The organism is Streptomyces sp. NPDC058678, from assembly GCF_042714835.1.
GTDB lineage: Bacteria > Actinomycetota > Actinomycetes > Streptomycetales > Streptomycetaceae > Streptomyces.
In genome coordinates this window covers 24,590-48,230 of record NZ_JBHXSG010000030.1, presented here as the reverse complement: position 1 = coordinate 48,230, position 23,641 = coordinate 24,590, and the positions used below count along the sequence as shown (strand labels likewise).

The window sequence follows — 23,641 nt, the reverse complement described above, 5'->3', positions numbered from 1 at the left end:
CGGGGTCAGGTGGTCCTGGCCGTCCCCGTCCCCTTCTCCGCGTCCAGCGCGTACACGCACCGGTCCTTGCTGCACGCGTACACGACCCCGTCCTTCACGACCGGGGAGCCGGTGATCTCGCCGCCCGTGGCGAGCTTCCACCGAAGGCGCCCGTCGTCGGCCTTGAGCGTGTAGAGCAGGTGGTCGGTCGAACCGAAGTGGATACGGCCCTCCGCGACCGCGGGGGCGCCCACGATGTCGCCGCCCGCCTGGAAGCGCCACTTGGGCGTGCCGGTGACCGCGTCCAGGGTGTAGAGCCCCTTGCCGCTGCCCACGTGCACGTGCCCGGCCGCCACCAGCACCGAGTCGACGGACGACCGGGCCTCGGTGGCGATGCGCCAGCGGTCACGGCCGTCGGTGGCGTCCAGGGCGTAGACCGTGCCGAGGTAGTCCGCCAGGTACACGCCTCCGCCGGTGACCGCGGGGCCCGGCACGAAGGTGGGCGGGCAGAGGAAGACGGCCGGGGCCTCGAAGTGCCAGCGGACGTGGCCGCTCACCACGTCGAGCGCGAGGACCCGGGTGCCCGCGGACACGTAGACGTGGCCGTCGTGGGCCTGGGCCACCCGGACCGGCACACCGCCGCAGGAGGCCGTGTCGCCGATGGGGTACGACCAGCGCTCGTCGCCCGTGCGGGCGTCCAGGGCGCGCAGGCGGCCGTCGTGCCAGACGTACACCGTGCCCTCGTGCAGGGTGGGTCCGGCCTCCGGGGACTCGAAGTCGGTCTGGCAGCCGCCGAGCTCCCACAGCTTCTGGCCGCCGGACGCCTCCCAGGCCTGGACGCCGCCGCCGCGGGTCCCGGTGATCACGGTGCCCCGGTCGGCCTTGAGGGAGTACACCCAGGCGTCCGTGGACAGCCGCCACAGGTCCTGGCCCTCGCGGGCGTCGAGGGCGAACAGGGTGGGTCCGTCGGAGGCGTGGATCCGTCCGTCCGCGACCGCCATCGACCAGGCCACGTCCCGCGTCTTGAAGCGCCGGCGGCCGGTGGCCACGTCCAGCGCGTGGACCTCGAAGGAGGTGACGTAGACGAGGTCGCCGGCGACGGAGGGCGTGCCCCAGACGTCGTTCGACATGCGGAAGCGCCAGGGGCGCCAGCCGGCCGCGGTCTCCGCGGGCACGGGAGGCGCCGACGGTACGGCGGGGTCGGCACCGTTGACGCCGGGGCGGGGCCTGGACCAGGAGGCGACCAGGCCGGCCTCCGGCGGGGGCGCCTTGACGGCGGCGGCGCGGGCGTCGGCGACGCGCGGGCCGGGCCCGATGGGCACCTGGGCGCCGGCGAGGCGCACGGGGCCGGTGTCGGGGGCGGCGGACACGGACACGGGGCCCGGGACCGGCCCCGGGACCACCGGGTCACGGGACGGCGGGGGCGGGATGGGAGCGACCCGTCCGCCTCCGCTGCGCCCGCCGCTCTGCGTCTGCTTCACCGGCGGCCGGCCACCGCGCCGCGCCTCGATGAGGGCCACCGCACGCTCGGGCAGCCACGCCGACGCCGTACCGCTGTCGTCGGAGCCGGAGCCGTAGAGGTGGGGCGCCAGCTGGGACTGGAGGTCGGCCGGGTTGGGGCGGCCCGTCGCCTCCATCTGCATGCAGGACTCGATGAGGGGGCGCAGTTCGTCCGGGAGGCCTTCGAGGTCCGGGCCCTCGCGGAGCAGCATGAAGACGGTCTCGACGGGGTTGGCGCCGTGGAAGGGCGGGTGGCCGGTGGCGGCGAAGACCAGCATGGAGCCGAGCGAGAAGACGTCGCTCGCACCGGTGACGCTGCGGGAGTCCTTGGCCTGCTCGGGGGACATGTAGGCGGGGGTGCCCACGGCGACGTTCGTCATCGTCAAACGTGTGTTCGACACACCGGACGCGATGCCGAAGTCGATGACCCGGGGGCCGTCCTCGACCACCAGGACGTTCGACGGTTTCAGGTCCCTGTGCACCAGCCCGGCCCCGTGAATCGACTGCAGGGCCTCCGCCACGCCCGCCGCCAGCCAGCGCACCGCCTGGGCCGGCATCGGCCCGCACTCGTTGACTATCTCCTCGAGCGAGGGCGCGGGGACGTACGCGGTGGCCAGCCACGGCACGGCCGCACGCGGATCGGCGTCGACCACGGCCGCCGTGTAGAAGCCGGAGACCGCGCGGGCCGCTTCCACCTCCCGGGTGAAGCGGACGCGGAAGAGCTGGTCCTCCGCGAGCTCCGTACGGACCGTCTTGATCGCCACGCGTCGCCCGGACGCCGAGCGCGCCAGATAGACCAGCCCCATGCCGCCGGCACCCAGCCGTCCCAGCACCTCGAACGGCCCGATGCGCCGCGGATCGTGCTGCGTCAGCTGATCCACCACTTGCCTGCCACCTCCCCGTACGGGCCGCGTCATGCCACATGTGTACGCGACCCCGTGCAGCGTCTCACCACCGCACCGCCATGGCGGCACGCACCCCGATTCTTCCTGGCCCGGGCGCGGGTTGCGAACCCGGAAACAAATGGGGTGTCTCACATCAAAGCAGGATTCTCCCTCGTGCCGGCAGTGTGCTCTACCGCTGCAGCAGCGCGAAAGACGCTCCCTGATTGTCGGTGACGACGGCCACCCGCCCGTACGAAGTCTCGAAGGGCGGCGCCTGGACACGTCCGCCGAGCCGGTTCACCGTCCCGAGGGCGGCCGCGCAGTCCTCGGCGCCGAAGTGGACGAGGAAGTGGGGCGGCATCTCGGCGGGGAAGACCTCCAGGACGGGGGCGCGGCCGAAGTCGGGCCGGGCTTCGAGGCCGAAGAGGGCCTCGTGGAAGAGCCCGCCGTAGAAGGTGTTGGCGGCCTCGGTGTCCCGGGTGTACAGCTCGGCCCAGGCGAAGGTGCCCGGCTCGTGCCGCCTGCCGAAACCGCGGTGCGTGCCGGGCTGCCAGAGGCCGAAGACGGCCCCCTCCGCGTCGGTGACCAGCGCGGCCGTGCCCAGGTCACCGACCGGCACGGGCGCGGTGACGACCTGCCCGCCGGCCGCCCAGACGCGGTCGGCGAGCCCCTCGACGTCCGGGGTGGCGAAGTACACCGTCCAGACGGTGGGCAGCCGGCCGTCCGCCTTGCGGGCGAGCGCGGCGACGGGTTCGCCGTCCGCCAGGGCCCACGTGGACCCCTGGTACGCGTCCTCGAAGGTCCACCCGAAGAGCTCACCGTAGAACCGCTTGCCCGCCTCGACGTCGGGGAGCTGTGCGTCCACCCAGCAGGGGACGCCCTCTCCGTAGACGTCCTCTCCGTACCCGGATGCCCTGTTTTCGGCCATGCCGCCAACGTAACGGCGTCTCCCGCACCCCGCAGACCAGGCACACCCGCCCCCGCTCGCCCGCGCACCCCATTTGCAGTCGGCCGAATCGCGCTCCCATCACCCCTCGGTAAGCTGACGACATGACAGGACAAGTGCGTACCGTCGACGGCCGCGTGGCCGGTCGGCGTGGGCAGGCGACCCGGCAGAAGCTGCTCGACTGCCTCAGCGAGATGCTCAGCTCCTCCCCTTACCGGGACGTCAAAGTCATCGATGTCGCCCGGAAGGCGGGGACTTCGCCCGCGACCTTCTACCAGTACTTCCCGGACGTCGAAGGCGCCGTCCTGGAGATCGCCGAGCAAATGGCCGCCGAGGGCGCCGGGTTGGCCGAGCTCCTCGCGGGCCGCTCCTGGGTCGGCAAGGCCGGCTGGCAGACCGCCCAGGAACTCGTCGACGGCTTTCTGGATTTCTGGCGCCGCAACGACGCGATCCTCAGGGTCGTCGACCTCGGGGCCGCCGAGGGCGACAAGCGGTTCTACAAGCTTCGAATGAAGATCCTCAACTCCGTGAACAACTCCCTCTCCGACGCGGTGGCCGAACTGCAGGCCAAGGGCAGGGTCGACAAGGACGTGCACCCCGCGGCCGTGGCCGGTTCGATCGTCGCGATGCTCGCGGCCGTCGCCTCACACCAGAAGGGGTTCCAGACGTGGGGCGTGAAGCAGGCTGAACTCAAGCCGAACCTCGCGTTGTTGGTGCACCTGGGCGTGACCGGCAAGAAGCCGACGAAGTAGCTCACACCCTTTACAAGTCCCCAAGTCCTGTCTGGCAGGCGGTAGTTCACTCGGGTGGACTACCGCCTGCGGTGCTGTGAGGGAGTCCAGGACTCACCTCCGCACGATCCTGAAAAGCCGTATCTCCCGCTCCACCCGCCGCTGATACGTGGCGTACGGCGGCCAGAAGGCCAGTACCGCCGTCCAGGCGGCCGCCCTCTCCTCCCCCTCCAGCAGCCGGGCCGTGACAGGGATGTCCCGCCCCTTCCAGCTGACCGTGGCGTCCGGGTGGGCGAGGAGGTTGGCGGTCCAGGCGGGGTGGCCGGTCCGTCCGAAGTTGGAGCCGATCAGGATCCAGCTCCCGCCGCCCGCCTCCGGCATGCAGGCCAGTGGCGTACGCCGGGCCTGGCCGCTTCTCGCCCCGGTCGAGGTGAGGATCACCCCCGGCAGCAGCTGGGCGCTGAGCAGGAACTTTCCGCGGGTCAGCCGGTGTACGGCACGGTCGAGCGCGGGGATCACATGGGGCGCGATCTTGGCGAAGCCCCGCGTCGACGACACCTTCTGGACCACTCGCTCACCGATCACACCGCCACCTCCACACTCGCGAAAAGGTGCGCCGCGTCGGCGGCGTGCGCCCGGAGCCGGTGCGCCGGCCCGAACAGCAGCTCGTCGCCACAGGCGCGCTTGAAGTACAGGTGGGCCTCGTGTTCCCAGGTGAAACCGATGCCGCCGTGCAGCTGGATGCCCTCGGCGGACGCGGACCGCAGGGCCTCCAGGGCCTGCGCGAGGGCGAGCCCGCCCGCTCGCTCTCCGTGCGCCGCCGCCCACGCCGCGTAGTAGGCCGCCGAGCGCGCCGCCTGGACCTGTACGTACACGTCGGCGAGCCGGTGCTTCACCGCCTGGAAGGACCCGATGGGGCGTCCGAACTGTTCCCGCTGCCGCACGTACGCGACGGTCAGGCCCAGCGCCCGGTCGGCGGCTCCGACGGCCTCGCCCGCGAGGACGGCGGCGGCGCTGTCGCCGAGGACGGCGAGGGCGGTGAGTACGTCCGCCTCCTCGCCGCCCAGCAACTCGGCGTGCGTGTCCCGAAGTTGCACGCGCGCCTGCGGCCGGGTCGCGTCGAGGGCGGTCTGCCGGGTCCGTACGAGCCCGGCCGCGTCCTCGCGCACGAGGAAGAGCAGCGTCCGCGAGCGCGCGAACCCGCCCGCGTGTGCGGCGACCAGCAGCAGCCGCGCGCTGTGCCCGTCGAGCACCTGGTCGGCCTGCCCGTAGAGGCGCCAGCCGTCCCCCGCCCGCCTGGCCTGCACACCCCCGGCCCGGCCACCGCCCGCCCAGTCGCCGGCGTTGTCGCCGGTGAGGGCGAGGGCGGTGGCGAGGTGGGTGCCGGGTACGGCGAGGGTGGCGGTGAGCGTGCCGGAGGCGATCCGCGGGAGCAGCTCGGCCCGCTGGGCGTCCGTGCCGAGGGCGAGGAGCAGCGGGGCGGCGAGGGTGGTGGTGGCGAGCAGGGGCGAGGGGGCGAGGAAGCGGCCCGTCTCCTCGCAGGCGAGGGCGAGTTCGGTCACCGAGCAGCCGACACCGCCGTACGTCTCGGGGAGGGCGAGGCCGGGCAGTCCGAGCTGCTCGGCGAGGGCGGTCCACAGGGCGGGGTCGTGTCCGGTCGGGGTGTCGACGGCGGCCCGCAGTTCGGCGGGCCCGCAGCGCGCCCGCAGCAGCTCGCGGAGGGTACGGCGGATCTCGTCCTGCTCGGCGGTGAAGCCGGCGTCCATGGGCCCTCCTCGAAGCCGTCCCGCCCTGGATCTGACGATCCGTCATATTAGGGCGGGGAGGGCGGAATGCCCAGCCCCGTGACGATGCCCAGCCCCGTGACACCTGCCGCGCACCGCCGTATCTGATGTACCGTCAGATTCATGAGGACGGCATCCCGGAAAGTGGCGATCGTCGGCGTCTCCCTCTCCGACTGCGGCCGCGTGGACGACGCGACCCCGTACGCCCTGCACGCCCAGGCGGCCCGCCGGGCCCTCGCCGACGCGGGACTCGGCAGGGAGGTGGTCGACGGCTTCGCCTCGGCCGGCACGGGCACCCTCGCGCCCGTGGAGGTCGCCGAGTACCTGGGCCTGCGCCCCACCTGGGTCGACTCCACGTCGGTGGGCGGCTCGACCTGGGAGGTCATGGCGGCGCACGCGGCGGACGCGATCGCCGCCGGCCACGCGAACGCGGTACTGCTGGCCTACGGCTCTACGGCCCGCGCGGACATCAAGGCCGGCCGCCGGACCGGCACCCTCTCCTTCGGCGCCCGCGGCCCCCTCCAGTTCGAGGTGCCGTACGGACACACACTCATCGCCAAGTACGCCATGGCGGCCCGCCGCCACATGATCGAACACGGCACGACGATCGAGCAGTTGGCCGAGGTCGCGGTTCAGGCCCGCGCGAACGCCGCCCTGAACCCCGAGGCGATGTTCCGCGAGCCGGTCACGGTCGACGACGTCCTGTCCGGCCCGGTGATCGCGGACCCCTTCACCAAGCTCCACTGCTGCCTGCGCTCCGACGGCGGGGCGGCGGTGCTGCTCGCCGCCGAGGAGTACGTACCGGACTGCCGCACGGCACCGGTGTGGATCCTCGGCACCGGCGAGCACGTCTCGCACGCGTCCATGTCGGAGTGGCCCGACTTCACGACCTCTCCGGCGGCGGTGAGCGGACGGCTTGCCTTCCAGCGGGCCGGAGTGCGGCCGGAGGAGATCGACTTCGCGGAGATCTACGACGCGTTCACCTACATGACCCTGGTGACACTCGAAGACCTCGGCTTCTGCGGGAAGGGCGAGGGCGGGCCGTACGTGGAGAAGGGACGGCTCAGGGTCGAGGGCGGGGAACTGCCGGTGAACACGGACGGGGGCGGGCTGTCGGCCCAGCATCCGGGGATGCGCGGGCTGTTCCTGCTGGTGGAGGCCGTACGACAGCTGCGGGGCGAGGCGGAGGGCCGCCAGGTGCGCCAGAACGGCGGGCGGCTGCCGGAGCTGGCGGTGGCCTCGGGGACGGGCGGGTGGTTCTGCTCCTCGGGGACGGTGGTGCTGGGGCGGGCCCGCCCATAGGGAGGCCTGTTGTCCGCTCACGTGGGGCGGGAACACGGGCCCCGCCGGTCGGTGTCGCGATCTGACGGAGGCGGGAACACGATCCTCGCCGTTCGGCGTTGCGGTCTGACAGAGGACGATGACGCCCGAGCCGCTGAAGGAGTTCGCATGGCCCTGACCCGCGCAGAACGTGAGCAGTTCCTGGCCGAGCCGCACATCGCCGCCCTCGCGGTCGACGCGGGAGCGGGACGCGCTCCGCTGACCGTGCCGATCTGGTACCAGTGCGAGCCGGACGGCACGGTGTGGATCATGACGGCGCTCGACTCCCGCAAGAACGAACTGATCCGCGCGGCGGGCCGGTTCACGCTCATGGTCGACCGGCTGGAACCCACCATCCGGTACGTGTCGGTCGAGGGCCCGGTCATCGACACCACCCCCGCCACCGTCGAGCAGCTCCGGGAGATCTCCGCGCGCTACCTCCCGGCCGACAAGGTGGACGGGTACGTCGACGTGGCCTGGAAGGAGCACGGCGAGCAGGTCGTGATCCGGATGCGGCCCGAGCGCTGGGTGTCGTCGGACCTCGGTACGGTCTGAGGCACGGCAGGCGCCACAATCGGGGGATGGGAACGGATCTTCATGAACTGCTGAGGTCACTGCGGGTGTGGAACCCGGAGGTCACCACACTGCCGGCCTTCGACCCGACCACCGCCCCCGCCGACCCCCTCCCCCTGTTCACCACGTGGTTCGCCGAGGCGGTGGCGGCCGGGCAGACCGAGCCGCACACCATGTCCCTCGCGACCTCGGACGCGGAGGGCCGGCCGGACGTACGGACCGTGATGCTGCACGGCGCCGACGCGGACGGCTGGTCCTTCGCGACCCACGTCACCAGCCGCAAGGGCGCGCAGCTGGCCGCCCGGCCGTATGCCGCGCTCGGCTTCTACTGGCCGGTCCACGGCCGCCAGGTGCGCGTTCGCGGCCCGGTGACGGCGGCCCCGTCCGGGGAGGGCCAGGCGGATCTGCACGCCCGCTCCACCGGGGCGCTGGCGGCTGCCCTCACCGGGCGGCAGAGCGAGGTGCTCGCCTCGCTCGACGAACTGGAGCGGGTCTCGCAGGCCGCCTGGGAGCGGGCGCAGGGCGAGCCGGAGGCCCCGGTGCCCTCCTGGACGCTGTACCGCCTCCGGCCCGAGGAGGTGGAGTTCTTCCAGGGGGACGTGCGACGGCAGCACGTACGGCTGGTGTACCGGCGTGAGAAGGACGCCTGGGTGAGGGAGCTGCTCTGGCCCTGACGGTCTCCTGCGAGAACCTGACGGCCCTGTCCGAGACCTGACGGCCCTATTGCGAGAAGCCGTACACCGCGAAGTCGGCGACCGGCCGGTACCCGATCCGCTGGTACAGCGCGTTGCTGGTGGGGTTGGCGAGGTCCGTGAAGAGCAGCACCTCGTCCGCGCCCGCCTCCCGCGCCGCCCGGCTGACCTCGGCGGTGACGGCACCGGCGTATCCGCGGCCGCGCAGGTGTGCCGGTGTGTAGACGGGGGCGACCCGGACCTGGCCGGCGACCGTCGGGGTCACTCCTGCCATGGAGACGGGGGTACCGTCCGGGCTCTCCCAGAAGGTGACGCCGCCGTAGGCGATACGGGCGTCTACCCAGGCATCGGCGTTCGCGGGGGCGCGCTCACCGACCGCTTCCGCGAACTCGCCGTGCCAGCACACGAGTTGGGACCGGTCCGGTTCCGCGGCGACCCGCGCCCGGCCCTCCGGGACCGGCTCCGGCACCGTCAGCGTGCCCAGCCTGTACAGCCGTTGGCGCTCCTCGAGCGTGACGTCGGCTCCGGTGCGGGCCCGCCACGCCTCGGCGAAGGCCGCGGCGGCCTCGCGGTCCGCGCCGACTCCGGGGAGTGGTCGCCCGACCTCGGCCAGGTGGGCGGCGAGGGAGTCGGCCTCCTCGGTGGTGAGGGCGGTGAGCTGCAGCCGACGGGGCGGTGTCTGGAAGTAGGCCGCCCGTATCGCCCCCTCCCGCTCCAGCAGACCGAAGACGGGCTGTTCATCGCCGTACGCGTGCGGGCCGCGGGTACGCAGACCTTCGGTCACCGTCAGGGCGAGAGTGTGGTGGGCGGGCCGGGAGCGCAGGAAGTCGCCGGCGCGGGCGATGAAGGCGTCGAGGTCTTCGGTGCGGTGCCAGGTGCCTGCGGCGCGGGGTCGGCCGGTCGCGGCGCGGGGTCGGTCGTCGGGGCGCATGCCTTCATGATCCCGCCGACCGACTGACAACTCCCGTGCTTTTTCGGTGACCTGCGGGCGGCTACAGCTCGGGCTCCGGGTCCGTCGCCAGTCGCGCATGCAGGTGGACGTCCCGGAAGGCGTCCTTCCGGCCCGCCTCGAGCATCGCGCCCCGCAGCGTGCCCTCGTAGCGGAAGCCGCACCGCTCGGCGACCCGGCAGGAGGCGCCGTGGCCGAGGGCGTGACCGAGTTCGAGTCGGTGGAGGCCGAGGTCCGTGAAGGCCCAGCGGGCGGCGAGGGCGAGGGCGCCGGTGGCGACGCGACGGCCGCGGGCCTCGGGGAGGACCCAGTAGCCGACGCGGGCGAGGCGCAGGTCCCGGTCGATCGCGTTGACGCCGATGTGGCCGAGGGGCGTACCCGTGTCGGTCTCCGTCACGCAGTACGAGGCCGAGGTCCCCTCGACCGCCTGCAGCGCCTTGGCGCGCAGCGACTCGCGAGCGCCGTCGAGGTCGGTGACCGGCCTGAGCGGTGTGTTCCAGCGCCGGAACTCCGGGTCGGTCGTACCGCGGAGCCAGGCCGCGACGTCGGCTTCGGACCTGGGGTCCCAGGGGCGCAGACGTATGCCGGGGGCGAGCAGGTCGGGGAAGGGGCCGGTGGTGTTGCCGGTGTGGTCGTCGACGTGGGTCATCGGGCCAGTCAACTACCTGGGACTGATTCCCTGCCGGTGTTCGCCGGGTTCACGTACACCAGCGGATTCCCGGCGCGCGTGACCTTGTGGGCGACGAGGCTGCCGGGCTGGTGGAAGGACCTGGAGTGCAGCGTGACGCGTTCATGCGGCCGGTCGCCCTCACCCACCCACCCGGAACACCGGCACCCCCTCCCGGAAGGCGACCTCCAGCTCCATGCCGGCCCGCAGCCGGTCGGGCACGGACTCCACGACCTCCGTCATCATGCGCGGGCCCTCGGCGAGGTCGACGACCGCGGCGACGTAGGGGGTGCGCGCGGCGAAGGGCGGCAGGTCGTTGCGGTGGACGACGGACCAGGTGTAGAGCGTGGCCCGGCCGCTCGCCCGCTCCCAGGCCACGTCCTCGCTCCAGCAGTGCGGGCAGAACTCGCGCGGGTAGTGGTGGGGCCGCCCGCACGCCCCGCAGCGCCGGATCAGCAGCCGCCCCTGTGCCGCCGCGTCCCAGTACGTCCGGGTGAAGGCATCCGCCTCGGGGATGTCGTACCGCGCGTTCACGAGAACAGCCCCAGCGCGCTGTCCAGCGACCACGTCTGCCACGACATCCCGAACAGCGCCACCACCGAGATCAGCGCCATCATCGAGTTCTGCCCCTGCTCGGCCCAGTCGTGGATCATCAGCACGAGGTAGAGCAGGTTGAGCAGCAGTCCTCCGACCAGGGCGACCGGGGTGAGGAAACCGAGGATCAGGCCGAGGCCGAGGGCGAGCTCCGCGTACACGACGACGTACGCCATGGTCCTCGGGTGCGGCGTGACGACGGCTTCGAAGCCGCTGCGGACCGCGTTCCACCGGTGCTTGGCCGCCACGTCCGCGGCCCAGGCGATCCCGGCGCCCTCGAACCAGGTCTTCTTGTCCTTGTGCCGCCAGCTCTCCAGCCACCACAGCCCGAGCCCTATGCGCAGCACGGCCAGCCACTGCGCTCCGGTGAGCCAGATCGTGTCCATGAAATCTGACGGTACGTCAGATACCGGCCTTCGGGAACCCCGCATCACATGAGAGGAACCTGTGCGCTCCCCCTGAAGCTGTGGGTCCGCGATGAATCGGCCGGAATTGTTGGCAATATTGTTGGCGCTTGAATACGTTCGCTGACGCAAGCACCGCCGCGGCCGAGGAGTCCAGATCGTGAAGCACAGGGCAGTCAAGCGCAGGAACGTAGTCATGGCGATCGGCGCCACCGCCGGGGTCGCCGCGGTAGGCGGCATCGCGCTCAGCGCACAGGCCGCCGACGACACCCACGGCTCGTCCTCCTCGGACGCCCTGGCCTTCGACCCCGACGGCTACACCGAGCTGACGAAGACGATCACCGATGCGGACGGCAACGAGAAGGAAGTGGTCTACCACTTCTGGAAGGCCGTCACCTACGTCGCCAACCCGGTCGACGCGGCCTACCAGAGTCTGAACGTCAGCGTCCCGGTCAAGATCGACGGCAAGGCGGTGGACGCGAGCGACGCGCCCATCCTGTTCGCCAACTCCGTCGGCGGGTACATGCCGTCCTCCGTGGCGGACGCCACCGGCATCGGCGGCGGAGGCATGTCCGGAGGCGGCGGCACGCCCGGAGGCACGCCTTCCGGAAGCGCCGCGCCCAGCCCCTCGGCCTCCAACGCCAACGGCAACACCAACGGCACCGGCGGCGCCCTGTCCACCAACCAGCTCCTGGCGCTGGCCGCCGGGTACGTCGTCGTCGAGCCCGGCGCCCGCGGCCGCACCCTGAAGAACGCCGACGGCGAGTACTACGGCACCGCCCCGGCCGCCATCGTCGACCTCAAGGCCGCTGTCCGGTACGTCCGCTTCAACAAGGGCCGCATCCCCGGCAACACCGACCGGATCGTCTCCGCCGGCACCAGCGCCGGCGGCGCCCTGTCGTCGCTGCTCGGCGCCTCCGGCGACAGCAAGCTCTACGACAGGTACCTCAAGGAGCTCGGCGCGGCCGACGCCTCCGACGCGACCTTCGCGACCGGCGCCTGGTGCCCGATCACCGACCTGGAGCACGCCGACGGCTCCTACGAGTGGAACTGGGGCACCAACGACCTCAGCACCGGCAAGCAGGTCGACCAGACGGTCTCCAAGGAGCTGCGGTCCCAGTTCGCCGAGTACCAGGCCGCCCTGAAGCTGCGCGGCCTGAACGGCTTCGGCACCCTCACGGCCCGCAACTACGACGCCTACCTGGTCAAGCAGTACCTGGAGCCGTCGGCGACCACGTATCTGAAGGGCCTGTCGGACTCCGACCGCGCGACCTACCTCGCCGCCAACACCTTCATCACCTGGTCCGGCGGCAGGGCCACCTTCACCTGGGCCGACTTCCTCACCCACGTGGGCGCCCGCAAGAAGACCACCCCGGCCTTCGACGCCTTCGACCTTTCGACGGGCGAGAACAACCTGTTCGGCAAGGGCACCACCGAGACCCGCCACTTCACGGCGTACGGCCTGAAGAACGACACCACCGGGCTCACCGGCAAGCGTCTCGCCGGCGACATCCCCGAGACGCTGAACCTGATGAACCCGATGCACCACCTCGCGAAGAAGAACCCCGGCCGCTCCAGGCACTGGTGGATCCGCCTCGGCACGAAGGACAGCGACACCTCGCTGACCGTCTCCGCCAACATCGCCGCCGCCGCGGCGGGCCTCGGCGACGACGTCGACCACCTCTACTACTGGGACGAGGGCCACGGCTCGAACACCGACCCGGGCGACTTCATCACCTGGATCGCCAAGGTGACGGGCTACAAGACGAAGTAGCCCTCGAAGCAGCCCCGCCACCCCTGAACGCGGCCCCGGTTTCCCGTCATGACTTCGGCCGCCGCCCGCGACGCCGAGCCCACCGCACCCTCCGGGCTCGGCGTCGTGACCTGTCCGCAGGTCGCGCGCCTACTGGCCTTGCGACGCCGCCCGAGGAAGACAGCGCCGAAGCCGACCGCCATCACCGCCGTCGCCCATTCGTGGCCGGCGAACTGCGTACGCAGCTCTCGAGGTGCGGCACCCTGCGGCCCGGCCGCCCGGGCGCCTGCGCCCACCGCGATCGCCGACAGCACGGACGAGGATCCGGTCGCGGCGAGGCCGCCGCTCACGGGGGCTCCGTCCTCCCTGCCTCCCGAGGGCTCGGAGCCGGCGCTGCCGCCCGGAGCGACGGCGGCCGCGTCGACCGCGAACCCGTAGTCGACGTACTCCGTCGTCCTGCCCCAACCACCGTCCTGGGCCCGGTACTCGCCGCCTACCAGGGCGACGCCGCACGGTGACGGTGAAGATGTCCAGCCGCCCCGAGTTCTGCACAACCACGCGCTCCACACCACCGGCTCCACCCACTCCTCATACAGCCGTGATCAATCCGCAACCAATTCCGGTCTTGACCGAGACCCATCAACCCGGCATGTGATTACGCTCGCGCTCATGGCCGACTCCACAGCGTCCTCCCCCGCCTCCGCGAGTCCCGCGGAGCCGAACCGGGCAGACCGTCCCGTATACGTCATCGGCGGTGGCCCGGGCGGACTCGCCGTCGCGTACGCCCTGCGCGCCAAGGGACTGCGCGCGGTCGTGCTGGAGAGGTCCGACCGGGTCGGGGCGTCCTGGCGGCGCCACTACGACCGGCTGCACCTGCACACCACCCGCCGGTTGTCGGGCCTGCCCGGGCTGGCGATGCCGCGCCGGTTCGGGCGCTGGGTCTCCCGGGACGACGTGGTGCGGTACCTGGAGAAGTACGCCGAGTACCACGAGCTGGAGATCGTCACCGGTGTCGAGGTCTCCCGCATCGAGCGCTCGGCCGACGGCACCGGCTGGCTGCTGCACGCCACCGGCGGCCGGGAGCTGACCGGCGCCGCGGTGGTCGTCGCCACCGGCTACAACCACACCCCGCGCATCCCGGACTGGCCGGACCGTGACACCTACACCGGCGAGCTCCTGCACGCCGGCGACTACCGCAACCCCGAGCCCTACGCCGGCCGTGACGTCCTCGTCGTCGGGATCGGCAACACCGGTGCCGAGATCGCCGTCGACCTGGTGGAGGGCGGCGCCTCCCGGGTCCGGCTGTCCGTCCGCACCGCCCCGCACATCCTTCGCCGCTCGACGGCCGGCTGGGCAGCCCAGTACACGGGCGTGCTCGTACGCCGCCTGCCGGTGTCCCTCGTCGACCGGCTCGCGGGACCGGTGGGCAGGCTCAGCGTGCCCGACCTCTCCGCGCACGGCCTGCCCCGCCCCGACACCGGCCTGTACTCCCGCGTCAACGACGGCTCGATCCCCGTCCAGGACGTCGGCCTGATCGACGCCGTCCGCAAGGGCAGGGTCGAGGTCGTGGCCGCCGTCGAGGCCTTCGACGACGGCAAGGTCGTCCTCGCCGACGGCACCCGCATCGAGCCCGAGGCGGTGATCGCGGCCACCGGTTACGCCCGCGCCCTGGAGGGCCTGGTCGGCCACCTCGACGTGCTCGACGCCCGTGGCAGGCCGGTGGTGCACGGCGCCCGCACCCCCGAGAACGCGCCCGGCCTCTACTTCACCGGCTTCACCAACCCCATCAGCGGCATGCTCCGAGAGCTGGCCATCGACGCGGAGAAGATCGCGAAGGCCGTCGCGAAGGACGGATCGCGGCAGGCATCCCGTCTCCCGGTGACGTAGAGGGCGCCACCTTCGCCCCGCCGCGATGCACCGGCGGGACGGAGAGGGTGCCCAGATCCGCCAACTTTGCCTGCACAGCCATTCCTGACGGAGCGTCAGTTCAGTAATCTGACACTGCGTCAGTTATTTCGCTGTCACACAGGAGCGGGCGGACCGATGCTTGGATCAACGCACGGCACCCTCACCACCGACTCCCGCGGGGCCCGGGTCATCGCCTGTGGCGAGCAACCCGGTCCCGCCGTCCATGGCCGGCCGGCCGAGGTCGACGACCTCGACGTCAGCGGACGGCCGCTGTACTCCACGGTCCCCGATCTGGACCGCTTCTTCCACCCCGGGTGCGTCGCGGTCATCGGCGCCTCGGACGCCGAGGGCCGCCCGAACACCGGCGTGACCCGCCAACTGCTCGCCTGGTCCGAACGCGTCGGGGCCCGACTGCATCCCGTGCACCCCACCCGCCCGTCCGTCTTCGGCATCCCCTGCTCCCCCTCCGTCGCCGACCTGCCCGAACAGGTCGATCTCGCCGTGCTGCTGGTCGCCGACCCCCTTCCCGTGATCGAGGAACTCGCCGAGGCCAAGGTGAAGTTCGCGGTAGCCTTCGCCTCCGGGTTCGCGGAGACCGGCGAGGAGGGTGCCGCCGCACAGGCCCGCCTCGCCGCGGCCGTGCGCCGGTCCGGGATACGGCTGCTGGGGCCCAACACCAACCTCAACGCCTTCGAGCACTTCCGGGACGACCTGGAAGGTCCGGCGATCGCCCTGATCACCCAGTCCGGCCACCAGGGCCGCCCCGTCTTCGCCCTCCAGGAACTCGGCATCCGCCTCTCGCACTGGGCACCCACCGGCAACGAGGCCGACCTGGAGACCTCCGACTTCCTCTCCTACTTCGCCGAGCAGCCCGAGGTCGGCGCCATCGCCTGCTACGTCGAGGGGCTCAAGGACGGCCGCTCCTTCCTGCTCGCCGCCGACCGGGCCGCCCGGCGCGGGGTGCCGGTCGTGGCGGTCAAGGTGGGCCGCACCGAGACCGGCGCCCGCACGGCCGCCTCACACACCGGCAAGCTGACCGGCGCGGACACGGTGGTGGACGCGGCGATGCGGCAGTACGGGGTGATCCGGGTCGACGGCCTCGACGAACTCCAGGACACCGCGGCCCTGTTGGCCCGCGCCCGGCCGCCCCGCGCCGACGGTGTCGTCGTGTATGCGATCTCGGGCGGCACGGGCGCGCACGTCGCCGACCTGGCGACCGAGGCGGGGCTGCGGCTGCCGGAGCTGTCCGGTGCCCGGCAGGCCGAACTGCACCAGTGGATACCCGAGTACCTGAACGTGTCCAACCCCGTCGACAACGGCGGGCACCCGGTGGGTGACGAGCGAGGCCGGAAGATCATCGACGCGATCCTCGAGGATCCGGAGGTCGGCGTCCTGATCTGCCCGATCACCGGGCCCTTCCCGCCGCTGAGCGACAAGCTCGTCCAGGACCTGGTGGACGCCGCCGAGCGGACGGACAAGCTGGTGTGCGTGGTGTGGGGGTCGCCGGTCGGCACCGAGGCGGCGTACCGCGAGGTGCTGCTCGGCTCGTCCCGGGTGGCCACCTTCCGCACGGTCGCCAACTGTCTCACCGCCGTCCGCGCCCACCTCGACCACCACCGCTTCGTGACCGGCTACCGCTCCCCCTTCGACTCGGCGCCGCGCACCCCCTCGCCGTCCTTCCGCAAGGCGCGCGAGCTGATACGCCCCGGACAGCAGCTGAGCGAGCACGCGGCGAAGCAGTTGCTGCGGGCGTACGGAATCCGCGTACCGCGAGAGCAGTTGGTGACCAGCGCGGCGGCGGCCGTACGCGCGGCCGGGCTGGTGGGCTACCCGGTGGTGATGAAGGCGTCCGGCGCGCGGATCGCCCACAAGACCGAGCTCGGCCTGGTGAAGATCGGCCTGACCTCGGCCAGCCAGGTCCGGGACGCCTACCGGGAGCTGACCGACATCGCCCGCTACGAGGACGTGTCCCTGGACGGCGTCCTCGTCTGCCAGATGGTCGAGCGGGGCGTCGAGATGGTCGTCGGTGTCACGCACGACCAGCTTTTCGGGCCGACGGTGACGGTCGGGCTCGGCGGTGTCCTCGTCGAGGTACTGAGGGACGTGGCCGTACGCGTGCCGCCCTTCGGCGAGAAGCAGGCGCGCGACATGTGCGACGAGCTCCGGGGGCGGGCTCTCCTCGACGGGGTCCGGGGGCGCCCCCCGGCAGACCTCGACGCGCTCGTCGAAGTCGTCCTGCGCGTGCAGCGCATGGCCCTGGAACTCGGGGACCATCTCGCGGAGCTCGACATCAATCCACTGATGGTGCTGCCGCGCGGGCAGGGGGCGGTGGCACTCGACGCCCTGGTGATGTGCAGCTGAAAGGGAAGCGGCTGAAGTGGACGGCGCTGAAGTGGACGGGACTGAAACGAACGCAACTGAGATGAACATGCCTGATTCCCCCCAAGAGCCCCAAAAATCCCTTGAGTCATTGGTACAGCACGCCACTGACAATCAGGTCTGCCGCATCACGCTCAACCGCCCCGAAGCCCTCAACGCCCTCATCCCCGACCAGCGCGAACGCATCATCCGGCTGCTGTCGGAGGCGTCCGCCGACCCGGCCGTACGGGCCGTCGTCATCACCGGAACCGGGCGTGGCTTCTGCGCCGGCGCGGACCTGCGGGGCGGACCTCCTGGGGGCGACCGCGTCGCCGGGGACGTGGCCCGCACGATCCGCGCCGGCGCCCAGCGTCTCGTCGCCGCCGTCCTCGACTGCGAGAAGCCGGTCGTCGCCGCCGTGAACGGCACGGCGGCCGGCCTCGGCGCCCATCTCGCGTTCGCCTGCGACCTCGTACTCGCCGCGGAGTCCGCCAGGTTCATCGAGGTGTTCACGCGACGCGGGCTCGTCCCCGACGGCGGCGGCGCGTATCTCCTGCCCCGCCTGATCGGCCCGCAGCGCGCGAAGGAGCTGATGTTCTTCGGCGACGCGCTGACCGCGCCGGACGCGGAACGGCTCGGTCTGGTCAACCGGGTCGTCCCGGACGGGGACTTGGAGAAGACGGCCCGCGAGTGGTCCGAACGTCTCGCCACCGGCCCCACCCGCGCCCTCGCGCTCACCAAGCACCTGGTCAACGCCTCCCTGGACACCGACCGCACGACCGCCTTCGCCGCGGAGGCCGCGGCGCAGGAGATCAACATGACGACGTCGGACGCGCGGGAGGGCGTGGTGAGTTTCGTGGAGCGCAGGAATCCCGAGTTCCGCGGCCGCTGAGCGTCTTCCGCGCCCCCGCCCGCCCCTTCCTATCTGACGCTCCGTCAGCTTCAATGGTGGCTGTGATGGGACATGCAGGAATGGCCGCCGCAGCCGTCCGCTACCTCAGGTCCGGGCCCCGACCGGAGCCCGTGGAGCCGTTGCCGCGCCCCGAGTTGCGCTGTGTCCGCGAAAACGAGCGGTTGCCGGTCGACCAGGGCGAGTTCCGGCGCGTGCTGGGGAACTTCGCGACCGGCGTGACCGTCGTGACGGCACCGGCCACCGACGGCGAGCCCGCTCCCGCCGGCTTCGCCTGCCAGTCCTTCTCGTCCCTCTCCCTAGACCCACCCCTCGTCGCCTTCATGGTCGGCCGCACGTCCACGACCTGGCCCCGCATCGCCCGCGCCGGGGTCTTCTGCGTCAACGTCCTGAGCGCGAGCCAGGGCGACCTGTGCCGCGCCTTCGCGGTGAGCGGCACCGACAAGTTCGCGGGCGTCCGGTACGACCCGACCCCCGTCACCGGCTCCCCCCGCCTGACCGGCGCCCTCGCGTGGGTCGACTGCGCGATCCACGCGGTGCACACGGGCGGCGACCACCTGATCGTGGTGGGGCGCGTGGAGACGCTGGGCACCGGCGACGAGGACCAGGAGCCACTGCTGTTCCACAAGGGCCGCTTCGGCCGCCTTCTCTAGGGCCTGGCCTGTCCGGCGGATCATGCCGCGGACGCGGTGCCTGGCCCGTTGATCCGCGGCGTTTCCGTCCGTTGCCGACTCCTCCACGCTCGAACGGCCTCGAGCAGCGGGACCACCATCGCGTCGACACCCTCCTCCGCCTCGCGGCTCGACGCACCGGGCCCCGCCCACCCGCGTCGATGAGCCGCCGCCGATTCCCCGCCACCCGATCCGCCGGGCGGGCCCTATCCCGCCACGGGCACGGGAGTCGCCGGCCGACGACGGATCACCAGTGCCATCAGCGCCGCCGCCGCGCACAGCGCGCCCGACGCGTACCAGACCATGTCGTACGTGCCGAAGACGTCACGGGCCACACCCCCGAGGACGGCCACGATCGCGGCGCCGACCTGGTGGGAGGCGAGAACCCAACCGAAGACGATCGCGCTGTCGTCACCGTAGTGCTCCCGGCACAGGGCCACGGTGGGCGGGACGGTGGCGACCCAGTCCAGACCGTAGAAGACGATGAAGAAGAGCATCGGCGGGTGGATCGACGGGGCCAGCAGCATCGGGAGGAAGAGCAGCGACACGCCCCGCAGCGCGTAGTACACCGCCAGCAGCCGGCGCGAGTCGAAGCGGTCGGTGAACCAGCCGGAGGCGATCGTGCCGACGACGTCGAACACGCCGATGACCGCGAGCAGTGAGGCCGCCGCCGGGACCGGCATGCCGTGGTCGTGGGCGGCGGGTACGAAGTGGGTCTGGACCAGGCCGTTCGTGGAGGCGCCGCAGATCGCGAAGGTGCCGGCCAGCAGCCAGAAGGGGCCGGTGCGGGCGGCCTTGGAGAGGACGGCCACGGCCCGGCGCGCGGCTCCGGTCACGGGGGCCGGCTTCGGTACGAACTCCTGCGCGCCGTACGGGTTCAGCCCCACGTCCGCCGGGTGGTCGCGCAGCAGCAGCCACACGAACGGGACCACCGCGAGGGCCGCGAGGGCGACCGTGACGACCGCGGGGCGCCAGTTGTGGTTCTCGACCATCAGGGACAGCACCGGCAGGAAGATCAGCTGGCCGGAGGCCGAGGCGGCGGTGAGGATGCCGGTGACCAGGCCGCGCCGTTCGGTGAACCAGCGGTTGGTGACCGTGGCGGCGAAGGCCAGCGCCATCGAGCCGGAGCCCAGGCCGACCAGCAGCCCCCAGCACAGCAGCAGTTGCCAGGCCGCCGTCATCCACACGGTCAGCCCGGACCCGAGCGCGATCATCAGCAGGGCAACGGCGACGACCCGGCGGATGCCGAAACGGTCCATCAGCGCGGCCGCGAACGGCGCGGTGAGCCCGTACAGCGCGAGGTTGAGGGAGACCGCCGCCCCGATCGTGCCGCGCGACCAGCCGAACTCCTGGTGCAGCGGGTCGATGAGCAGCCCGGGCAGGGAACGGAAGGCGGCGGCGCCGATGATCGTCACGAAGGTGACGGCGGCGACGAACCACGCCCTGTGGATGCGAGTCGGCTTCTTCCCGGCGCGGGGTGCCACCACGGCGGCTTGGCTTGTCTGGGGCACGACATAGAGCTTTCCGTCCGCGGCACGCGTGATCGAGTGGCTCGAAAGACAGCATTCGCTAGGATCGGGCCATGGATACGGCCACCGGCTCCCCAGGCTTCCGTCCGCACCGCGTCGCCGTCCTCGCCCTCGACGGAGCGCTCCCCTTCGAACTCGGCATCCCGCACCGGATCTTCGGCCGCCCCAAAGACGCCGAGGGACGGCGTCTGTACGAGGTGATCACCTGCTCGATCCGGCCGCCGGGCCCGGTCGAGACCGACGCCGACTTCTCCGTCCACGTCCCGCACGGCCCGGAAGCCCTGGCCACCGCCGACACCGTGATCATCCCGGCCTCCTACGAGCTCGGCCCGGTCTTCGAGCAGGGCGTGCTGACGGACGGACTGGCCGCCGCGCTCGCGCACATCCGCCCCGGCACCCGGCTCGCCTCCATCTGTACCGGTGTCTACGTCCTGGCCGCCGCGGGCCTCCTCGACGGCCGGCCCGCCACCACCCACTGGGCCGAGGCCGAGCACCTCCAGCGGCTCTTCCCCCGGATCAAGGTCGACGCGGACGTCCTGTTCATCGACGACGGCGACATCCTGACCTCGGCGGGCGTCGCCGCCGGCATCGACCTGTGCCTGCACATGGTGCGCCGCGACCACGGCACGGCGATCGCCAACGAGGTGGCCCGCCGTACGGTCGTACCGCCGCATCGCGACGGCGGACAGGCGCAGTACATCCACCGGCCCGTGCCCGACCCGCAGCTGGCGAGCACGACCTCCGCGCGCGCCTGGGCGCTGGGCCGCCTCCACGAGCCGATCCAGCTGCGGGACATGGCCGAGCAGGAGGCCATGTCGGTGCGCACCTTCACGCGCCGCTTCCGCGAGGAGGTCGGCGTCAGCCCCGGCCAGTGGCTCACCCAGCAGCGGGTGGAACGGGCCCGCCACCTGCTGGAGTCCACCGACCTGTCCGTCGACCAGGTGGCCCGGGACGCGGGCTTCGGCACCGCCCAGTCGATGCGGCAGCACCTACAGGCGGCCCTCGGCGTCACCCCCACCGCGTATCGCCGCACCTTCCGGGCCGGCGGCGACGGCACGGGAGTCGGCGACGTCGGCGGGCACGGCGGTGTCGGCGCCCCGCGGTGAACGGCCGACGCGGCGGAGCTCACCCCACCGGCCGACCCGTCAGAACCAGGGTGAGGCCCACGCCGGCCGGGATGGCCCTGGACGGCCGCAGGGGATCCGGCGCCGGTGGAAATCCGCTGGCATGCCCCGGACAGGCTCAGAAGGTCAGCACCCCCCGTGCCACCCGCCCCGCCTCCGCGTCCGCCACCGCCTTCTCGAAGTCCTCCACCGGATACGTCTCCGTCACCAACTCGTCGAGCAGCAGCCGTCCTTCCCGGTACAGCTCGGCGTACAGCGGAATGTCACGTTGCGGGCGGGAGGAGCCGTAGCGGCAGCCGAGGATCGACTTGTCCAGGAACAGCGACGAGACCAGGAAGGACGCCTCGGCCGTGGCCGACGGGACGCCGAGGAGGACCGCCTGGCCGTGCCGGTCCAGCAGATCGACCGCCTGGCGGATCAGCTCCACCCGTCCGACGCACTCGAAGACGTGGTCGGCCCCCGTCGGCAGGATGTCCCGCACCCCGTCCGTCGAGGTCAGGAAATGGGTGGCACCGAACCGCCGCGCCACCGCCTCCTTCGCCGGGTTCGCGTCCACGGCGACGATCCGCAGCGCGCCCGCGATCCGCGCGCCCTGCAGGACGTTCAGCCCGACCCCGCCCGTGCCGATCACCAGCACGCTGTCCCCACGGTCCACCTCGGCCCGGTTGAGCACGGCACCCACCCCGGTCAGCACCCCGCACCCGATGAGCGCCGCGGACGCCAGCGGGATGTCCCCCGGAATGCGCACCGCCTGCACGGCCTTCACCACGGTCCGTTCCGCGAAGGCGGAGTTGGACGCGAACTGGAACACCGGCCGCCCGCCCCGCGTGAACGGCTGCCCCGGCCGCCCGATCGCCTGCCGGCACATCGTCGGCCGCCCCCGGTCGCACTCGGGGCACGCACCGCAGTTGGCGAGGGTCGACAGGGCCACGTGATCCCCGGGCGCCACATGCGTGACACCGGCCCCGACGGCCTCCACCACCCCCGCCCCCTCATGTCCGAGCACCACAGGAACGGGGAAGGGTATGGTCCCGTCCACCACGGACAGATCGCTGTGGCACAACCCCGCCGCCGAGATGGCGACCAGCACCTCCCCGGGCCCCGGATCCCGTACGTCGAGGTCGTCCACGACCTCGGTCCGCGTCCCGTCGAACACCACGCCTCGCATCACGCAGCCCCCTGTCAGCCCTTGGGTTCTCTCGGCAGACCGAGCACGCGCTCGGCGATGATCGTGCGCTGGATCTGGTCGGAGCCGCCGTAGATCGTGTCGGCCCGGGAGAACAGGAACAGGTGCTGGAGCGGATCGAGTTCGTACGGCGCCGAAGCCGACCACGTGGCCGGCCCGACCGTCCCCGCCGCGCCCCGCACGAGCATCGCGAGCTCCCCGAGCCGCTGATGCCAGCCGCCCCACAGAAGCTTGGCCACACTGGGCGCGCCCGCGTCACCCGAACTCCCCAGCGTGCGCAGGGCGTTCCAGCGCATCACCCGCAGCTCGGCCCACTGCCGCACGAGCCGTTCCCGCAGGACGGGGTCGTCCACCGCACCGGACTCGACGGCCGCCCGCACGACCCGCCCCAACTCCTGTGCGAAGCCGATCTGCTGGGCGAGCGTCGAGACGCCCCGCTCGAACCCGAGCAGACTCATCGCGACCCGCCAGCCGCCGCCCGCGCCTCCGACGACGTGCTCCACGCGCGCGTGTGCCCCGTCGAAGAAGACCTCGTTGAAGTCGCTCGTGCCCGTCAGCTGCCGCAGGGGCCGCACCTCGATCCGGCCGGGCTGGTCCATGGGGACGAGCAGGAAGGTGAGCCCGTGGTGGCGCCTCGACCCCGGTTCCGTACGGGCGAGGACGAAGCACCAGTCCGCTTCGTGCGCGAGAGACGTCCAGACCTTCTGGCCGGTGATCCGGTACGTCCCGTCCGCGCTCCGCTCGGCCTTCGTTCTCACCCCGGCCAGGTCCGACCCCGCGCCGGGCTCGCTGTATCCCTGGCACCAGAGTTCCTCCCCGGCCGCGATCGGGGGCAGGAACCGGGACCTCTGCTCGTCGGTGCCGTGGGCGAGGAGAGTGGGGGCGAGCAGGTTCTCGCCGATGTGACCGGAGCGCGGCGGCGCGGCCGAGCGGGCGTACTCCTCGGCCCACGCGACCTGTCGGGGGAGAGTGGCGGTGCGGTTGCCGTACCCGCCCTCGGGCCAACCCAGCCCGATCCAGCCGGCTTTGCCGAGGGTGCGTTCCCAGGTCCGCCGATCGAGGGACGTGTCGACATGCGTCGCGAGCCACTCCCGCGCCTCCGCCCGGAACGCCTCGTCCTCGACGCCGAATGCGAACTCCACAGGCCTCTCCTCTCAACGCCGGACGAGTCCAACCTCC

Annotated in this window: 22 protein-coding genes; 10 read left to right on the top strand and 12 right to left on the bottom strand. The window is 72.3% G+C overall.

What is annotated here, in order from left to right; translation table 11 throughout:
* Window positions 1-5 precede the first annotated feature (5 nt).
* On the bottom strand, window positions 6-2,363 hold the full coding sequence (locus tag ACFWWR_RS25700; RefSeq protein ID WP_383863817.1) for a PQQ-binding-like beta-propeller repeat protein: 2,358 nt from the start codon (window positions 2,361-2,363) through the stop codon (window positions 6-8).
* Window positions 2,364-2,553: 190 nt separating this feature from the next.
* Window positions 2,554-3,291, bottom strand: coding sequence for a VOC family protein (locus ACFWWR_RS25695; protein ID WP_384305498.1), 738 nt, complete (start codon window positions 3,289-3,291; stop codon window positions 2,554-2,556).
* Between the two features lie 134 nt (window positions 3,292-3,425).
* Between ACFWWR_RS25695 and ACFWWR_RS25690 the strand changes: the two genes are divergently transcribed.
* Window positions 3,426-4,061 (top strand): TetR family transcriptional regulator, encoded by a 636-nt coding sequence (locus ACFWWR_RS25690; RefSeq protein WP_383863991.1) that lies wholly within the window; start codon window positions 3,426-3,428, stop codon window positions 4,059-4,061.
* 93 nt (window positions 4,062-4,154) lie between these two features.
* Here ACFWWR_RS25690 and ACFWWR_RS25685 read toward each other — a convergent pair whose 3' ends face one another.
* Both ACFWWR_RS25685 and ACFWWR_RS25680 read right to left on the bottom strand, forming a co-directional pair.
* Window positions 4,155-4,625, bottom strand: coding sequence for a nitroreductase family deazaflavin-dependent oxidoreductase (locus ACFWWR_RS25685; protein WP_383863811.1), 471 nt, complete (start codon window positions 4,623-4,625; stop codon window positions 4,155-4,157).
* Complete coding sequence (locus ACFWWR_RS25680) at window positions 4,622-5,806, bottom strand: acyl-CoA dehydrogenase family protein (protein WP_384305496.1); 1,185 nt, start codon at window positions 5,804-5,806, stop codon at window positions 4,622-4,624. Before ACFWWR_RS25680 ends, ACFWWR_RS25685 begins: the two co-directional genes overlap by 4 nt.
* A gap of 141 nt (window positions 5,807-5,947) precedes the next feature.
* On the opposite strand from ACFWWR_RS25680, the gene ACFWWR_RS25675 reads away from it, so the two are divergent.
* From ACFWWR_RS25675 to ACFWWR_RS25665, 3 genes are all read left to right on the top strand, one after another.
* A complete protein-coding gene (locus ACFWWR_RS25675) occupies window positions 5,948-7,126 on the top strand; it encodes an acetyl-CoA acetyltransferase (protein WP_384305494.1) in 1,179 nt (392 codons plus the stop codon).
* Window positions 7,127-7,273: 147 nt separating this feature from the next.
* Window positions 7,274-7,699, top strand: coding sequence for a pyridoxamine 5'-phosphate oxidase family protein (locus ACFWWR_RS25670; protein ID WP_383863803.1), 426 nt, complete (start codon window positions 7,274-7,276; stop codon window positions 7,697-7,699).
* A 26-nt stretch (window positions 7,700-7,725) separates the two neighbouring features.
* Complete coding sequence (locus tag ACFWWR_RS25665) at window positions 7,726-8,391, top strand: pyridoxal 5'-phosphate synthase (protein WP_384305492.1); 666 nt, start codon at window positions 7,726-7,728, stop codon at window positions 8,389-8,391.
* Window positions 8,392-8,437: 46 nt separating this feature from the next.
* Here the strand turns inward: ACFWWR_RS25665 and ACFWWR_RS25660 are convergent, their stop codons facing one another.
* The 4 genes from ACFWWR_RS25660 to ACFWWR_RS25645 all read right to left on the bottom strand — a co-directional run bounded on the left by ACFWWR_RS25660 (window position 8,438) and on the right by ACFWWR_RS25645 (window position 11,005).
* A complete protein-coding gene (locus tag ACFWWR_RS25660; protein WP_384305490.1) occupies window positions 8,438-9,340 on the bottom strand; it encodes a GNAT family N-acetyltransferase in 903 nt (300 codons plus the stop codon).
* 61 nt (window positions 9,341-9,401) lie between these two features.
* A complete protein-coding gene (locus tag ACFWWR_RS25655; protein ID WP_384305487.1) occupies window positions 9,402-10,007 on the bottom strand; it encodes a GNAT family N-acetyltransferase in 606 nt (201 codons plus the stop codon).
* A gap of 159 nt (window positions 10,008-10,166) precedes the next feature.
* Entirely contained in the window at window positions 10,167-10,559 is a 393-nt protein-coding gene (locus ACFWWR_RS25650; protein WP_384305484.1) for a Zn-ribbon domain-containing OB-fold protein, read from the bottom strand.
* Window positions 10,556-11,005, bottom strand: coding sequence for a DoxX family membrane protein (locus ACFWWR_RS25645; RefSeq protein WP_383863790.1), 450 nt, complete (start codon window positions 11,003-11,005; stop codon window positions 10,556-10,558). The genes ACFWWR_RS25650 and ACFWWR_RS25645 overlap by 4 nt, the downstream gene beginning before the upstream one ends.
* Window positions 11,006-11,219: 214 nt before the next feature.
* Here ACFWWR_RS25645 and ACFWWR_RS25640 point away from each other — a divergent pair, with 214 nt between their 5' ends.
* Window positions 11,220-12,797 (top strand): subtype B tannase, encoded by a 1,578-nt coding sequence (locus ACFWWR_RS25640; RefSeq protein ID WP_384305567.1) that lies wholly within the window; start codon window positions 11,220-11,222, stop codon window positions 12,795-12,797.
* Here ACFWWR_RS25640 and ACFWWR_RS25635 read toward each other — a convergent pair.
* Window positions 12,782-13,330, bottom strand: a complete 549-nt coding sequence (locus tag ACFWWR_RS25635; RefSeq protein WP_384305481.1) for a hypothetical protein — start codon at window positions 13,328-13,330, stop codon at window positions 12,782-12,784. The genes ACFWWR_RS25640 and ACFWWR_RS25635 overlap by 16 nt on opposite strands.
* A 115-nt stretch (window positions 13,331-13,445) precedes the next feature.
* Here ACFWWR_RS25635 and ACFWWR_RS25630 point away from each other — a divergent pair, with 115 nt between their 5' ends.
* The 4 genes from ACFWWR_RS25630 to ACFWWR_RS25615 all read left to right on the top strand — a co-directional run bounded on the left by ACFWWR_RS25630 (window position 13,446) and on the right by ACFWWR_RS25615 (window position 18,605).
* Window positions 13,446-14,663 (top strand): flavin-containing monooxygenase, encoded by a 1,218-nt coding sequence (locus ACFWWR_RS25630; protein WP_384305478.1) that lies wholly within the window; start codon window positions 13,446-13,448, stop codon window positions 14,661-14,663.
* Window positions 14,664-14,819: 156 nt separating this feature from the next.
* The gene (locus ACFWWR_RS25625; protein ID WP_383863785.1) at window positions 14,820-17,045 is read left to right on the top strand and encodes an acetate--CoA ligase family protein; all 2,226 of its coding nucleotides are present in this window, start codon (window positions 14,820-14,822) and stop codon (window positions 17,043-17,045) included.
* A 67-nt stretch (window positions 17,046-17,112) separates the two neighbouring features.
* Window positions 17,113-17,934, top strand: a complete 822-nt coding sequence (locus ACFWWR_RS25620) for an enoyl-CoA hydratase/isomerase family protein (protein ID WP_383863783.1) — start codon at window positions 17,113-17,115, stop codon at window positions 17,932-17,934.
* Between the two features lie 65 nt (window positions 17,935-17,999).
* A complete protein-coding gene (locus ACFWWR_RS25615; RefSeq protein WP_383863780.1) occupies window positions 18,000-18,605 on the top strand; it encodes a flavin reductase family protein in 606 nt (201 codons plus the stop codon).
* 224 nt (window positions 18,606-18,829) lie between these two features.
* On the opposite strand, the gene ACFWWR_RS25610 is transcribed toward ACFWWR_RS25615, so the two are convergent.
* Window positions 18,830-20,134 carry an MFS transporter gene (locus ACFWWR_RS25610; RefSeq protein WP_384305476.1) on the bottom strand — a complete coding sequence of 435 codons (1,305 nt, stop codon included), beginning with the start codon at window positions 20,132-20,134 and terminating at the stop codon, window positions 18,830-18,832.
* Window positions 20,135-20,205: 71 nt separating this feature from the next.
* Between ACFWWR_RS25610 and ACFWWR_RS25605 the strand changes: the two genes are divergently transcribed.
* Window positions 20,206-21,258, top strand: coding sequence for a GlxA family transcriptional regulator (locus ACFWWR_RS25605; protein ID WP_383863774.1), 1,053 nt, complete (start codon window positions 20,206-20,208; stop codon window positions 21,256-21,258).
* A gap of 136 nt (window positions 21,259-21,394) precedes the next feature.
* Here the strand turns inward: ACFWWR_RS25605 and ACFWWR_RS25600 are convergent, their stop codons facing one another.
* Both ACFWWR_RS25600 and ACFWWR_RS25595 read right to left on the bottom strand, forming a co-directional pair.
* Window positions 21,395-22,444 (bottom strand): Zn-dependent alcohol dehydrogenase, encoded by a 1,050-nt coding sequence (locus tag ACFWWR_RS25600; RefSeq protein WP_384305473.1) that lies wholly within the window; start codon window positions 22,442-22,444, stop codon window positions 21,395-21,397.
* 14 nt (window positions 22,445-22,458) lie between these two features.
* Window positions 22,459-23,604, bottom strand: coding sequence for an acyl-CoA dehydrogenase family protein (locus ACFWWR_RS25595; protein WP_383863768.1), 1,146 nt, complete (start codon window positions 23,602-23,604; stop codon window positions 22,459-22,461).
* Window positions 23,605-23,641 lie beyond the last annotated feature (37 nt).